This is a genomic window from Pseudomonas sp. 21615526 (genome assembly GCF_013386245.1).
GTDB lineage: Bacteria > Pseudomonadota > Gammaproteobacteria > Pseudomonadales > Pseudomonadaceae > Aquipseudomonas.
The window spans coordinates 86108-100753 of the sequence record NZ_JACAOM010000029.1 but is presented as its reverse complement, the minus strand read 5'-3'; the positions used below and the strand labels follow the sequence as shown (position 1 = coordinate 100753).

Genomic DNA, 14646 nt, shown 5'->3' with positions numbered 1-14646 from the left:
GTCATTATCGGGGCGCACGTCATAATGCCCGCCGCCAACGAAATTTTGCAGAGTCTAGGGAGCTAGCTTGTCTACGCCTGTCGAACCCTTGCGTTTGCTGCTACTGGCCGATGAGCCAGCGTGGGCAGCGTTATTGCGCGAGTGCCTGGCGCCGATGGGCGACGGAGCTGTGCTGATCAGCGCGCCAAACTGGGAGTCTGTGAGCAACCTGTTCGACGACGATCACAGCGCGGTGCTGTTGACCACGGCCAACCTTCAGCCCGGCCCCGGTCGCTGCAGCTTGCCAACGGTATTGCTGTTGGAAGAGGAACCCCTGGTTTCGCCCCTCGGCGTCAGCGACTGGCTGATCCTGAATGCATTGGATGTCGATACATTGCGCCGTTGCCTGCGGCATGTGCGCGAGCGCGGTGTGCTGGAAAACACCCTGCAACGCCTGGCCGAACAGGACCCGCTGACCGGTATCGCCAACCGCCAGGGCTTCCAGACGCTGTTGACCGCCCGCCTGGCGGAAAACGAAGGCCGTGGCGTTGCCCTCGGCCACCTCGACCTGGACAACTTCCGTCACGCCAACGACGCCCTCGGCCACCAGGCCGGCGACCGGCTGATCCTGCAAGTGGTCTCGCGGCTCAAGAGCCAGCTGGAGGCCGGCGATCAACTGGCGCGCCTGGGCAGCGACGAATTTGCCCTGCTGATCGATACCCGCCGTGCGCCCCAGCGCGCCGAATGGATGGCCGAGCGCATCGTCGAAGCCATGGCCGAACCCTATTGGGTCGATGGCGAAAGCCTGCTGATCGGTTGCAGCCTCGGCGTGGCCCATGCCCGCGCCAAGGCTGGCGCCGACCCGTTGATGTGGCACGCCCACATCGCCATGCAGCAAGCCAAAAGCACCCAGGGCTGCACCTTTCATATCTTCAACGAACGCATCAACCGCAATGCCCGCAGCCTCGCCGACCTTGAAAGCGAGCTGCGCCGGGCGTTGCGCCGTGACGAACTGGAGCTGCATTACCAGCCCCGCCTGGACCTCGACGATGGGCATATCGTCGGCCTGGAAGCACTGGTGCGCTGGCGCCACGGTGAGCGCGGCCTGTTGCCGCCGAGCGAGTTCGTGCCGCTGGCCGAGCAGAGCGGCTTGATCGTGCCGCTGGGCTACTGGGTGATTTCCCGGGCCCTGCGCGACATGCAGGACCTGCGCGAACGCGGGATTGCGCCGTTGCACATGGCGGTCAACCTGTCGTTCCGCCAGTTTCAGGACAGCCAACTGCTCAGCACCCTCAGCCGGCTGATTGCCGAGCGCGGCGTGGAAGCCCAGTGGCTGGAATTTGAGCTGACGGAAACCGCCGTGATGCGCCGCAGCGACCTGGTCAAGCAGACCATGGATGCGCTGGGCCGCCTGGGTGTGCGCTTTTCCCTGGATGACTTTGGCACCGGCTTTTCGTCGTTCGTGCACCTCAACAGCCTGCCGATTGCCTTGCTGAAGATCGACAAGAGCTTTGTCGGCGGCATGGAAGAGCGCGAAGAGAATCGCAAGCTGGTGCACGCCATGATCAACCTGGCTCATAACCTGAACCTGGAAGTGGTCGCCGAGGGCGTGGAAACCGCCGAGCAACTGGCGTTGCTGCGGTTGTTCGGCTGCGATCAGGCCCAGGGTTACCTGATCAGCAAGCCGTTGCCGTTGGCGGAACTGGTGGACTACCTGACGTTTGGTGACAGCCAGGAACTGGTGGGCGGCGTGATCTGATGTTGTGAACCCGATCAAAAATGTGGGAGCGGGCTTGCTCGCGAATGCGGTATTTCAGCCAACCAATGCATGGCTGACCCACCGCATTCGCGAGCAAGCCCGCTCCCACATTTGACCGAGTACAGCCGTTACTCCGGCTGCGCGGCTTGAAATCCTTGGTGGGTTTCAGGCTCCTGGCGAATCATCCGCTTCATCTTCCGTTCAAACGCCCAGGTCAGGCTGACTGCCGCGCACGCCAGGCCCAGGGCCAGGCCCCACCAAACGCCCGTCGGCCCCCAGCCGAGATTGAACGCCATCAACCATGCGGCCGGTGCGCCGATCAGCCAGTAGCAACCCAGCCCGACCAGGAAGGTGGTCTTGGCATCCTTGAGTCCGCGAATGCAGCCCATGGCGATGGTCTGCACGCCGTCGAACAGCTCAAACCATGCGGCCACCGCCAGCAGGCTGACGGCGAGGTTGATCACGTCGCGAAACGCCGGGTCATGCTGGTCGAGGAACAGGCTGATCAGTTGGTGCGAGAACAACCACAGCACCGCTGCAAAGCCCAGCATCACCACTGCGCCAAAGCCTATGCCAACTCGCCCGGCCAGCCGCGCTTCCAGCAACTGCCCGGCACCATAATGCTGGCCGATACGCATGGTGATCGCGTACGACATGCCCGCCGGCACCATGAACGCCACCGACACGATCTGCAGGGCGATCTGGTGCGCAGCCAACTGCGTGCTGCCCATGGTGCCCATGCACAGCGCGGCGAACGCAAACAGCCCGACTTCCACCGCATAGGTGCCACCAATCGGCAGGCCCAGGCGCCACAGTTCCCGCAGGTAATGCAGGTTGGGCCGCAGCAGACCCTTGCGCAGCGGGTAGGCATCGTACGCACGGTTGTATTTGATGTACCAGATCAACGCCAACGCCATGCAGTTGGCAACGATGGCGGTGACCAGGCCAATGCCCACCAGCCCGAGTTTCGGCAGGCCGAACATGCCTTCGATCAACGCGTGGTTGAGCAGGTAGTTGATCACCGTGCCGCACAGGCTGATCACCATCACCGGCGTGGCCTTGCCGATAGCGCTGGTGAAGCCGCGTAGCGCCATGAACGTCAGGTAGCCGGGCAGGGCGAACGGCAGGATGGTCAGGAACTGGCCGGCGGACGCGACGTTGGTTTCGGTCTGGCCGAACATCAGCAGCACTGGCTTGAGGTTCCATAGCAGCAAACCAGCCACCAGCGCCATCAACCAGGCCAGCCATAGCCCGGCCTGGGTCAGGCGGGTGGCGCCTTCGATGTCGCCGGCGCCCTGGCGGATCGCGACCAGCGTGCCCACGGCAGCGATCACGCCGATGCAGAAAATCGACACGAACGAATAGCTCGCCGCCCCCAGGCCGCCGCCGGCCAGGGCCTCGGGGCTCAGGCGGGCCATCATCAGGGTGTCGGTCAGCACCATCAGCATGTGGGCCAACTGTGAGGCAATCAGCGGCCCTGACAGCCGCAGAATGGCCCAGAGTTCGGTACGTGCCGGATGCTGCATGATCATCACGCTCAAAAAGTCAGGGAAGGGTGGAAGGGTTGATTCTCGGCGCTCACAGCGCATTGCACAAAGGGATAAATCCGATGGTTCGCATGATTAAAACTCATGCCTGAATGATTCTGGTAGGGTTTCGATATTGCGCCGTCGGAGTTTTCGCCATGTCTCGTCGTCTTCCTCCTCTTTACGCCTTGCGCGCGTTTGAAGCTGCGTCCCGCTACAACTCGTTCACCCGGGCGGCGGAAGAGTTGTCGATCACCCAAAGTGCGGTGAGCCGGCACATTCGTACCCTGGAAGAGCATTTCGCCTGCCGCCTGTTCCAGCGCAGCGGCCGCACCTTGCAACTCACCGAGGCAGCGCGCCTGTTGCTGCCGGGCGTGCGTGAAGGCTTTGCGGCCCTGGAGCGCGCCTGCCATACCTTGAATGCCGAGGACGACATCCTGCGCATGAAGGCGCCGTCCACGCTGACCATGCGCTGGCTGCTGGCGCGGCTCAGTCGCTTCCGGCACCTGCAGCCGGGCAATGAAGTGCAACTGACCAGCGCCTGGATGAGCGTCGATGAGGTGGATTTCAACCAGGAACCATTCGATTGCGCGGTGTTGCTGAGCAACGGGCATTTCCCGCCGGACTGGGAAGCCAGCTACCTGTTTCCGGAGTTGCTGATTCCGGTGGGCGCGCCGAACCTGTTGAGCGACGGACCCTGGAACGTTGCACGCCTGGCCTCTGCCGAGCTGCTCCACCCGACGCCGGACCGGCGTGACTGGCGCAACTGGCTGGAGCGCATGGGGCTGTCATCCCAGGTTTCGCTCAAGGGCGGGCAGGTGTTCGACACCTTGGAGTTGGGCATGATCGCCGCCGCCCGAGGGTACGGCGTGTCCATGGGCGACTTGCTGATGGTGGCCGAAGACGTGGCCCAGGGCCGCCTGAGCCTGCCATGGCCCACCGCTGTGGCCAGTGGGGAAAATTACTATCTGGTGTGGCCGAAGACCCGGCCGGGTGGCGAGCGTTTGCGACGGCTGGGTGACTTTCTCCAGGGCGAAGTGCAGGCCATGGAATTGCCCCAGGTCGAGCGCCTCGACTGAGTGGATTGCGCACCGGCCAGCAATCGTTTGCGCGATACCCCTGTGATTCGCTCAAGTATTGAGCCTACCCGCCGAAGTAGGGTTGTTGGAACTACCGTTCTGCAACGTTTCCCCTATTAGAATTTTGCCGAGCAGCGCTATGAGATCAGGATGATCCTGGCCTCGGCCAGGAGCCTTCATGTCTCAACCTCGCGCCCGGATTGCCTCTCAACTGGGGCTTGCCCTCGCCGTGATACTGGCTGTCGTCATCAGCGGCAGCACGGTATTCGCGTTGCGTTCGCTGGATTCCGCCAACCTCGACACCCGCGAGGAGCACCTGGCCAGCGAGGCCCGCTTGCTGGCCGACCAGCTCAATACCTTCCACAGCACCTTGCGCGAAAGTACCCAGCGTTTGAGCGGGCTGTTTGAAAAGCGCTTCAGCGCCGGCTTGAGTACGCGCCCTGAGCAACCGGTGACGGTGGCGGGCGTGCAGACGCCGGGCCTGTACCTGGGCGAGGAAGTGCTCAACAACAACTTCGCTGAAGTCGATGAGTTCAAGCAGATGTCCGGCGGCGTGGCGACCTTGTTCGTACGCAGCGGCGAGGACTTTATCCGCGTCAGCACCTCCCTGACCAAGCAGGATGGCAGCCGCGCCATCGGTACGGCGCTGGATCACCAGCATCCGGCCTATCAACGCTTGCTGGGCGGGCAGGGCTACGTTGGCCGTGCGGTATTGTTCGATCGCTCCTACATGACCCAGTACAGCCCGGTGCGGGACGCCAGCGGCAAAGTGATTGCGGTGCTGTTTGTCGGCTTCGACTACACCGATGCGCAGAACGCCCAGTTCGACAACCTCAAGCGTTTCCGCATCGGCCAGACCGGTTCCCTGGCGCTGCTGGACGAACAGAAGCACTGGCTGGTACCGCCCGCTGGCGTGCAGGCGCTGGATCAGTCGATTCCGGTGATGCTCGACCTGGCCGCCAAACCTGGAAAAGGCCGTTTCTGGAGCGACAAGAACGAAGATTTCTACAGCGTTGCCGTGCCGTTTGAAGGCGGCCCGTGGTCGGTGGTGGCGAGCATGCCGAAAGCCGAAATTCGCGCGGTGACCTGGTCGGTGGGGATTCGCCTGGCGATCGGCAGCTTGCTCGCGATGCTGCTGGCGGTGGGCGCGGCGGTCTGGTTGCTGCGCAGCAAGTTGCAGCCATTGGGCGACCTGGTGCGTCAGGCCGAAGCCCTGGGCGCCGGTGATTTGAGCGCACGGCTGAACGTTTCCAGCCATGATGAAATCGGCCAACTAGCCCGCAGTTTCAACCAGATGGGCGAAGCGCTGTCGACCATGGTGTCGCATATCCGCAAGGCGGCTGAAGACGTGAACAGCCGCGCCCAGGCACTGTCGGGGTTGTCCGGCGGTGCGTACGAAGGCATGGAGCAACAGTCCGGCGAGATCACCAGCATGGCCGGCGCGGTGGAAGAGTTCAGCGCCACCTCGCTGAATATTGCCGACAACATGGGCAGCACCGAGCGCCTGGCCCAGGACAACGCCCAGCAAACCAGGATCGGCCGCACCTCGATGCAGGAAGCGTCGTCGTCCCTGGAACACATCGCCACCGCGCTGAACAGCACGGCCACGGTGATCAACACCCTGGGTCAGCGCTCCCAGGAAATCGGCGGGATCGTCGGAGTGATCACCGCGATTGCCGAACAGACCAACCTGCTGGCGCTCAACGCAGCCATCGAAGCGGCGCGGGCCGGTGAGCAGGGGCGCGGGTTTGCGGTGGTGGCCGATGAAGTGCGCAACCTCGCATCGCGCACTCGTCAGGCCACGGATGAGATTTCCGGGATGATCCAGAGTATCCAGCAGGAAACCGGCAACGCCATCAGCACCATGGAGCAAGGCAACGTGCTGATGCAGGAAGGCCTGGCTCGCAACGCTGACGTCGCCTCTGCGCTGGCGCGGATCGACGAGCAAAGCCGCTCGGCGGGCCAGCAGTTTGCGGCCATTACCACGGCGACCCAGGAGCAGAGCAGCACGGCGACCCTGCTGAGCAGCAACTTGCAGAGCATCGCCCTGGCCAACAGCGAGCAGCGTGAAGTGGTGTCCAACCTTGCGATCACCGCCAAGGAACTGGAGACCCTGGCGGCGGGCTTGCGGCATGAGGTTGACCGGTTTCGTTGATTGACTGTTCGGGCCTCATCGCGGGCAAGCCCGCTCCCACAGTTGACCGTGTTGTTCTGGAGTACGCGGTCCACTGTGGGAGCCGGGCTTGCCCGCGATGACGGCCGATTCGACGCGTCAAACGTCGGATCGGTCGCCCAGCCCCGGGTCCACACGCTTGCCAATGTCCTTGAGTCGCGCCAGTTGATCAACCATCCCTGGCGCTTCATCCAGGCTGCTGACAAAGGTCCACAGGTAAGTCATCACCGCATACACATGGCCGGCCTTGACCGCCGGCGACAGCGCCAACTGGCTGATGGCGACCACAAACAACAGCGCCGCCAGCGTGCCGATAAACAGGAACGCTGCGGCCTCGCGGTCCGACAGCCAGATGCGCAGGCGTGACAGCACCTGGTAGTGGCGCTGCAAGGTCTGTGCGCCGACCTTTTCCACCAGGCCGATTTCCTTTTCCAGGCGGTCATTCAAGCGCTCATGCAGTTCCTGATTGCGCCGGGCGAAACGTGGCAACAAGGTTGTGCACAGCACCAGCGCGGTCAGGCACGCCAGGCCGATCCACGGCTCGATCACCAACAGCATCACTGCCGCACCGACGATGGAAACCAGCGCCGTCGCGATGATCGGCACGTGTTTTTCGAAGAAATCCACAAAGTCCCGCGCCAACACCACCCGCGCAGCCGCCCGTGAGGTGCTGTGGTTTTGCAGGCGCTGGTTGAGAATCACCGGCACCGCCAGGTCCGCGTAGATACGGGTGAAGGTGCGCGTATCCAGCGCCCGTCGCGCCGCCCCGACCACCCAGAACGCCAGCACCACGGCGGCGTAGAACAGCGCGCTGCCGGCATCGCCGCGGATGATCGAGTCCACCGCGAACCCCGCAAACAGTGGGTAGGCCAGCAGCAATGCGTTCTCCAGGGCCACCAGCGACAAGGTGCAGAACAACTTGCCGGGATAGGCCTTGGCGATCGCCTTGAGGGTTTGGCTGGCGGATTGTTGCCCGATCTTTTTGCTTTCTTCGATCAGGATCTGGGGTGTTACGGATGACATGGGGGTGCACCGAGAGTGAGATAAACGCTATTATTGAGCGACTGCTCAAGTATCATTGAGCGACCGCTCAAAAAGCAAGCGCCGTCGATCTGCCGGTGCCTGAAGGAAAAGCCTCATGTCGCGTATCGACCGTAAAGACCAGATCATCGCCGCCGCCCTGGAGCTGTTTCGCAGCAAAGGGTTTGCCGATGTTTCCACCCGCGACCTGGCGGAGCATGCCGGGCTGTCCCGCAGCCACGTCTATCACTACTTCAGCGACTGGAAAGAACTGCGCCGCGAAGCGTTCGTGCGGTTCGCCAACGAGCAGCTGGACGAGGTGAGGGCGCCGCTGGTGGATCTGCCACCATTGGAAGCCCTCGAAGGTTTCCTGCGTGACTGCCTGCCCTCCACGGCAGACGCCGGTTGGGCGCTGTGGCTGGATGCCTGGGACGAAGCCATGCATGACGAGCCATTGGCCCAGGCCTACCTGGTGATCAACGCCCAATGGCAAGCCATGCTCGCCGAGATCATCGAGCACGGTGTGGCATCCAAGGTGTTTCGCTGTGAGTCGCCCAAGCGCGCTGCGCGACAACTCTTTGCCGTAGCGATGGGCTATGCCGATGACTTGTTGCTCAAACCCTCCGTTAAGTCAGCTGAAGCGGTGATGGATGAGGTGATGGAAGTGGCGGGGCTGCTCCTGGCGTTGCCTAGGACGCGCTAGCAGGGCGGTACTGCAAGGCCTCCGCCAGATGATGGCGGGCGATGGCTTCCACCTGTTCCAGATCGGCCAGGGTGCGGGCGACCTTGAGCAGGCGATGGGCTGCCCGCAACGACAGCGTCAGCCGTTCGCAGGCGCTTTCCAGCCAGCCTTCATCAGCCTTTTTCAGTTTGCAGTGCTGGCGTAGCCCCGGCAGATCGAGAAATGCATTGGCGCAGCCCTGGCGCCGTTGTTGGCGGTCCCGGGCATCGGCGACGAGGACGGAGGCGCTGGCGGTGTCATCACCGGACTGTATGCCCGGGTTCAGCGCGGTGCTTTCCCGGGCGACGGTCACGTGCAGGTCGATCCGGTCCAGCAGCGGCCCCGAGAGTTTGTTGCGATAGCGCTGGATCTGCTCCGGCGTGCAGCGACAGCGCCCACTGGGCTCGCCCACATAGCCGCAAGGGCAGGGGTTCATCGCCGCCACCAACTGAAAGCGCGCCGGGAAACGCACCCGGTCGCGGGCGCGGGAAATCACGATATGCCCGGACTCCAGCGGCTCACGCAGCACCTCCAGGACTTTGCGATCAAACTCCGGCAACTCGTCGAGAAACAACACGCCGTGATGGGCCAGGGTTATTTCCCCCGGCTGCGGTTTCGAGCCGCCGCCCACCAGCGCCGGGCCGGATGCCGAATGATGCGGCTGGCGAAATGGCCGGTGTGGCCAATGGCTCAGCGGTGCCAGGCTGACCACCGATTGAATCGCCGCCACCTCCAGCGCTTCCTGTTCACTCAAGGGCGGCAACAACCCTGGTAGACGGCTGGCGAGCAAGGTCTTGCCGGTGCCCGGTGGCCCGCTGAGCAACAGGTTGTGGGCGCCCGCCGCAGCGATCAACAGCGCACGCTTGGCCGCCAGTTGGCCCTGCACTTCACTCAGGTCGGGGTAGGGTTTGTTCAAGTACATCAGGCCGCTGGAGACGAAGGGCTCGATCGGCACGTGACCGTTCAGGTGCGCCACCACTTGCAGCAGGTGATCCACGGCAATCACCTTCAACCCCGAAGCCAGGCAGGCTTCCTCGGCATTGGCCCGTGGCACGATCAAGGTGCGCCCGACCTTGCGCGCCGCCAGGGCTGCCGGCAACACACCTTTCACCGGCCGCACCTCGCCGGACAGCGCCAACTCGCCCAGGCATTCCACGTTATCGAGGGTCAGCGCCGGTACCTGCACGCTGGCGGCGAGAATCCCCAGGGCAATCGCCAAATCAAAACGCCCGCCGTCCTTGGGCAGGTCGGCGGGCGCGAGGTTGAGGGTGATGCGGCGGGACGGGTATTGCAGCGCAGAATTGAGAATGGCGCTGCGCACGCGGTCTTTGCTTTCCTTGACGGCGGTTTCCGGCAGGCCCACCAGCGTCAGCGACGGCAAGCCGTTGGCCATGTGCACCTCGACAGTGACGGCGGGCGCTTCGACGCCTATCTGGGCGCGGCTGTGGACGATGGCGAGTGACATGCTGGTTCCTTGAAATGAGTGGCCGCTTCCTGCGGTTTTTCAAGGGTAGTCGAGTGATGGCGGCGCGCGGCGGCGAGGTTTTACAGAACGTATCGCGCTAACGGTTCGACGGCGGCACACACAGAAACTCCTTCGCCAACGTCAACCACGCCTGCGCCGCAAACGACAACTTGCACTGCCGACGCCACGCCAGCATCAGTCGCCAGTTCAGGGCCGGCGACTGTATTTCCGCGATGCTGAACTGGCTCGCATCAAGGGTTTCGCAGAATGCCCGGGGTAGCAGGGTGATGCCCACGCCCAGTCGTACCAGGGAGGCGATAAAGTCCCATTGGCTGCTGCGGCCACTGATCCGCGGCTCAAAACCGGCTTGTGCACAGGCATCAAGTACGAATTGGTTCAGGGTGAAGGTGTCATCGTAAAAGATGAATTCGCAGGCTTGCAGTTCGCTCAGCTCTACCGAGCTGCGTCCCTGCCAGGGAGAGTCATGGGGCGCGAGCAGGCACAGTGGCGATTCGAACAGGGGCATGGATTCGAATTCGGACCAGATGTCCGCCACGCGCGGCGAGTCCAGGATGGTGCCGAACTCCAGCGTGCCCTGGCGCAGATCCTGGATGGTGATATTGCCGCCGCTTTCGAACAGTTTCAGTTCGATCTTCGGGTAACGGGCGTGATACTCCGCAAAAATCGGCGCCAGTGCGAGGTGGGTAGAGGGCGAAAGCCCCATGCGCAGGGCGCCGCGCCCGACATGCTGCAAGTCTTGCAGCTCTACCGTCATTTCATCGTGCAGCGCGATCATTTCCTTGGCGCGCTTGAGCACAATTTCCCCGGCGTCCGTCAGGGTGAAGCGTTTTCCCATGCGGTCGAGCAGCTTCAGGCCAAGGCTCGACTCCAATTGCTGCACCATCTTGCTGACTGTTGGCTGGGTCAGGTGCAGCTTCACAGCGGCTTTGGTAAAGCTCTGCTGGTCGACGACTTCTACGAAATAACGGAGCGCCCGGATGTCCATCTTGCATTCCAATTTTGCATGGTTTTCATAATATTAATTCATTATATCTTTAAAAAATGGCTGGATAAGATTTGTTACATCTGTTCCCAGCCAGCGCTTCCATGACGCCTTAAGGGCCTTGCCAGACGCTTCCATGGCCAGATTTCTCGCAGTGTATGAATCAAAGGCAACGCTATTTCTGGAGAGCAACTGTGCTTAACAAAACGCGTCATTCTTTTTCCGGTTCTGATGAGATGTCTCAGGGAGCGCGCTTCGTTAAGGAGTTGCTGGCGCAGGCGCAGATCGAGGTCAACGGGCCATCGGCTGCCGATATGCAACTGCACCACAGTGCCACATTTGATCTCGCCCTGGCCAAGGGCAATCTGGGCCTTGGCGAAGACTACATGGATGGCGGCTGGGACGCCGAGGCGCTGGATGAGTTTTTTTTCCGCCTCATGCGCTCCGGCGTGATCGACCAGGCCAACCCGGCCACCTTGTTGTTTCACGCGTTCAGCTCCCGCTGGCTGAACCTGCAAAACAAGAAACGCGCCTGGCAAGTCGGCGAAGCACATTACGACCTCGGCAATGACTTCTACGCGCGCATGCTCGACTCGCGCATGACCTACACCTGTGGCTACTGGAAAGATGCCACCACCCTGGAGCAGGCGCAGTTCGCCAAGCTGGACCTGATCTGTAAAAAACTGGGGCTCAAGCCGGGCATGCGCGTGCTGGATATCGGCTGTGGCTGGGGCAGTTTCATGAGCCATGCGGCCGAGCACTACGGGGTCGAGTGTGTCGGCGTGACCATCTCCAAGGAGCAGGCGGAGTGGGGGCGGGCCAAGTATTCACATCTGCCGATCGAGTTTCGTCTGCAGGACTATCGGGATATCGACGAGCAGTTCGACCATATCGCCAGTGTCGGCATGTTCGAGCATGTGGGGCGCAAGAACCATCGGGCGTATATGGAGGTCGCCAACCGCTGCCTGAAAGACGATGGGTTGTTCCTGCTACACACTATCGGCAAGAACCAACGCAACAGCACGCCGGATCCGTGGATCGACAAATACATCTTTCCCAACGGTGATTTGCCTTCGATCGGGCAGATCGGCGACGCCATGGACGGGTTATTTGTTGCCGAGGATTTGCACAACTTTGGCGCCGACTACGACAAGACGCTGATGGCCTGGTGCGAAAACTTCGAACTGGCGTGGCCGGATTTCGCAGACACCTTTGGCCAGCGTTTCTACCGGATGTGGCGCTATTACCTGCTGTCGTGTGCAGGGGCGTTTCGCGCGCGGGATATCCAGCTGTGGCAGTGGGTATTGTCGAAGAAGGGGGTTGTCGGCGGGTATCAGCGGGTGAGCTGAGGGTTGCAACGGTTTAACGGGGACAGGCGAAACCTGCCCCGGTTGGGCCGGCTTATTCGGCGGCAGGCGTCAATCGCGCTTCCAGCTCCGCCACCTTGGCCTCAAGGCTTTCCAACCGCGCCCGAGTGCGCGCCAGCACCACCATCTGGCTATCAAACTCTTCCCGGCTTACCAGGTCCAGCTTGCTGAAACCGCTTTGCAGCAGTGCCTTGAACTGGCTTTCAATTTCATTGCGTGGCAGCGGCGTGTCGCTGCTGAACAGGCGGGAGGCGTGGCCGCTCAGGGCGTCGAGGAGGTCTTTGGGCGCGAGCATGGGAAATAGTCCGGAAAATCTGTTGGCCGGCAGTGTATCACGCAGCGTCTATAGTCTTTTCCAGCCCCTGCGGCGCACGCTTTTCGCGCATGAGGACGGGCGGTCGCGCACCGTTTTCGTGCGTATCTTCGCTGTCGTGGCGCCCGGTAGGTGGGCACAGGCGAACAAAGGACTGATTTCAGTGATTTTTACGGAGCTGGCAAGCTTTCTGCTTAGACGATCATGACCCATGCACTGATGCAGTCGCTGTGACGATGCAGTGCGCCGACGGACCAGCGGTACATGTTTCGTCACCAGTGGTTAGCGAGCGTCGCAATGGCAAATGCCAGGGCGACGAAGCGTTACAAAGCCAGGCACTGCGCTTAGACTTGAGACGGGTTTGTTTTCCTGGGGCAAGTCCACCAATTCGGGAGAGAGTTTTCATGAAGCTAGTCACTGCCATCATCAAGCCGTTCAAGTTGGACGATGTACGCGAGTCACTGTCCGAGATCGGCGTGCAGGGCATTACCGTTACTGAGGTCAAAGGCTTCGGTCGGCAGAAGGGTCACACCGAGCTGTATCGCGGCGCGGAATACGTGGTCGATTTCCTGCCAAAGGTGAAGATTGATGTCGCCATTGACGACAAGGATCTTGACCGGGTTATCGAGGCGATAACCAAGGCCGCCAACACCGGCAAGATCGGTGACGGCAAGATCTTCGTGGTCAATCTGGAACAGGCTATTCGCATCCGTACCGGCGAAACCGATACCGACGCAATCTAAGCCGCCAAACCCCAACGCCCCAGGAGAAAACAATATGACTCTGCGTAAATTCGCAGGGCTAGGAGCCCTGTTGTCCCTCGTAATGCCGGCCCTGGCCATGGCGGCGGACCCAGTACCTGCTCCAGTCCTCAATTCCGGCGACACCGCGTGGATGCTCACGTCCACCGCGCTGGTGCTGTTCATGACCATTCCAGGCCTCGCGCTGTTCTACGGCGGCATGGTTCGCTCCAAAAACATTCTTTCCGTGATGATGCAGTGCTTTGCCATCACCGGCCTGATCACCATCCTGTGGTTCGTGTACGGCTACAGCATGGCGTTCGACACCACCGGTATGGAAGCAGGCGTCGTCAACCTCAACTCGTTTGTGGGTGGCTTGTCCAAACTGTTCCTCTCGGGTGTGACCCCGGCCAGCATCACCGGCCCGGCGGCGTTGTTCCCTGAGGCCGTGTTCGTGACCTTCCAGATGACCTTCGCGATCATCACCCCGGCGCTGATCGTCGGTGCATTCGCCGAGCGGATGAAGTTCTCCGCGATGCTGATCTTCATGGGCGTCTGGTTCACCCTGGTCTACGCACCGATCGCCCACATGGTATGGGGCGGTCCGGGTTCGTTGCTGGGCGACTGGGGCGTGCTCGACTTCGCAGGCGGCACCGTGGTGCACATCAACGCCGGTGTGGCCGGCCTGGTAGCGTGCCTGGTACTCGGCAAGCGTAAAGGCTTCCCAACCACCCCAATGGCCCCGCACAACCTCGGTTACACCCTGGTGGGCGCGGCGATGCTGTGGGTCGGCTGGTTCGGCTTCAACGCGGGCTCCGCTGCTGCGGCCAACGGCACTGCCGGCATGGCGATGCTGGTGACCCAGATCGCTACCGCTGCTGCGGCCCTGGGCTGGATGTTCGCCGAGTGGGTCACCCACGGTAAGCCAAGCGCACTGGGCATCGCCTCGGGTGTGGTTGCGGGCCTGGTGGCAATCACCCCAGCCGCTGGCACCGTGGGCCCGATGGGTGCCCTGGTGATCGGCCTGGCTGCCGGTGTGGTGTGCTTCTTCTGCGCCACTACCCTGAAACGCAAACTGGGCTACGACGACTCCCTGGACGCCTTCGGCGTGCATGGTATCGGCGGTATCCTCGGCGCGATCCTGACCGGCGTGTTCGCCGCACCGTCGATGGGTGGCTTCAACGCCGCTACTACCGACATTGCCGCACAGGTCTGGGTTCAGGCCAAAGGCGTCGGCTTCACCGTCATCTACACCGCTATCGTGACGTACATCATCCTCAAGGTGCTGGACGTGGTGATGGGCCTGCGGGTGACCGAAGAAGAAGAGGCGGTTGGCCTCGATCTGGCGCAACACAACGAGCGCGGCTACAACTTGTAAGTACGCGAAAAAAAGATGCCCGGCTTGCCGGGCATTTTTTTGCCTTGGGTTTGTCTGTGGCTAAAGGTGTATGGGTTTTTTTGCGACTTTGTGATGGGATCCGCACTGCACTTTTCAGTGTGC

12 protein-coding genes are annotated in these 14646 nt (G+C 62.0%); 7 read left to right on the top strand and 5 right to left on the bottom strand.

Annotation, left to right across the window (positions count from 1 at the left end):
• The first annotated feature begins 67 nt into the window (after window positions 1-67).
• Window positions 68-1738, top strand: coding sequence for a bifunctional diguanylate cyclase/phosphodiesterase (locus HX786_RS10215; RefSeq protein ID WP_008439412.1), 1671 nt, complete (start codon window positions 68-70; stop codon window positions 1736-1738).
• A 128-nt stretch (window positions 1739-1866) separates the two neighbouring features.
• On the opposite strand, the gene HX786_RS10210 is transcribed toward HX786_RS10215, so the two are convergent.
• A complete protein-coding gene (locus tag HX786_RS10210) occupies window positions 1867-3270 on the bottom strand; it encodes a NorM family multidrug efflux MATE transporter (RefSeq protein WP_003208767.1) in 1404 nt (467 codons plus the stop codon).
• 152 nt (window positions 3271-3422) lie between these two features.
• Here HX786_RS10210 and HX786_RS10205 point away from each other — a divergent pair, with 152 nt between their 5' ends.
• Window positions 3423-4343: a LysR substrate-binding domain-containing protein gene (locus HX786_RS10205; protein WP_178912017.1), complete on the top strand. Its 921-nt coding sequence runs from the start codon at window positions 3423-3425 to the stop codon at window positions 4341-4343.
• Between the two features lie 178 nt (window positions 4344-4521).
• Window positions 4522-6498, top strand: coding sequence for a methyl-accepting chemotaxis protein (locus HX786_RS10200; protein ID WP_178912016.1), 1977 nt, complete (start codon window positions 4522-4524; stop codon window positions 6496-6498).
• Between the two features lie 117 nt (window positions 6499-6615).
• On the opposite strand, the gene HX786_RS10195 is transcribed toward HX786_RS10200, so the two are convergent.
• Window positions 6616-7539 (bottom strand): ABC transporter six-transmembrane domain-containing protein, encoded by a 924-nt coding sequence (locus HX786_RS10195; protein ID WP_008439408.1) that lies wholly within the window; start codon window positions 7537-7539, stop codon window positions 6616-6618.
• 115 nt (window positions 7540-7654) lie between these two features.
• Here HX786_RS10195 and HX786_RS10190 point away from each other — a divergent pair, with 115 nt between their 5' ends.
• Window positions 7655-8239 (top strand): TetR/AcrR family transcriptional regulator, encoded by a 585-nt coding sequence (locus HX786_RS10190; protein ID WP_178912015.1) that lies wholly within the window; start codon window positions 7655-7657, stop codon window positions 8237-8239.
• Here HX786_RS10190 and HX786_RS10185 read toward each other — a convergent pair.
• Together HX786_RS10185 and HX786_RS10180 are read right to left on the bottom strand one after the other, a co-directional pair.
• Window positions 8226-9722 (bottom strand): YifB family Mg chelatase-like AAA ATPase, encoded by a 1497-nt coding sequence (locus HX786_RS10185; RefSeq protein ID WP_087693705.1) that lies wholly within the window; start codon window positions 9720-9722, stop codon window positions 8226-8228. The two genes, HX786_RS10190 and HX786_RS10185, sit on opposite strands and share 14 nt — an antisense overlap.
• Before the next feature lie 97 nt (window positions 9723-9819).
• Entirely contained in the window at window positions 9820-10728 is a 909-nt protein-coding gene (locus HX786_RS10180) for a LysR family transcriptional regulator (protein WP_177122534.1), read from the bottom strand.
• Window positions 10729-10991: 263 nt separating this feature from the next.
• Here HX786_RS10180 and cfa point away from each other — a divergent pair, with 263 nt between their 5' ends.
• On the top strand, window positions 10992-12074 hold the full coding sequence (gene cfa, locus HX786_RS10175) for a cyclopropane fatty acyl phospholipid synthase (RefSeq protein WP_003208781.1): 1083 nt from the start codon (window positions 10992-10994) through the stop codon (window positions 12072-12074).
• 52 nt (window positions 12075-12126) lie between these two features.
• Here cfa and HX786_RS10170 read toward each other — a convergent pair whose 3' ends face one another.
• Entirely contained in the window at window positions 12127-12336 is a 210-nt protein-coding gene (locus tag HX786_RS10170) for an accessory factor UbiK family protein (RefSeq protein WP_371103568.1), read from the bottom strand.
• A 473-nt stretch (window positions 12337-12809) separates the two neighbouring features.
• Between HX786_RS10170 and glnK the strand changes: the two genes are divergently transcribed.
• Window positions 12810-13148: a P-II family nitrogen regulator gene (gene glnK / locus HX786_RS10165; RefSeq protein ID WP_002555808.1), complete on the top strand. Its 339-nt coding sequence runs from the start codon at window positions 12810-12812 to the stop codon at window positions 13146-13148.
• 34 nt (window positions 13149-13182) lie between these two features.
• Window positions 13183-14523: an ammonium transporter gene (locus tag HX786_RS10160; RefSeq protein ID WP_008439352.1), complete on the top strand. Its 1341-nt coding sequence runs from the start codon at window positions 13183-13185 to the stop codon at window positions 14521-14523.
• Window positions 14524-14646 lie beyond the last annotated feature (123 nt).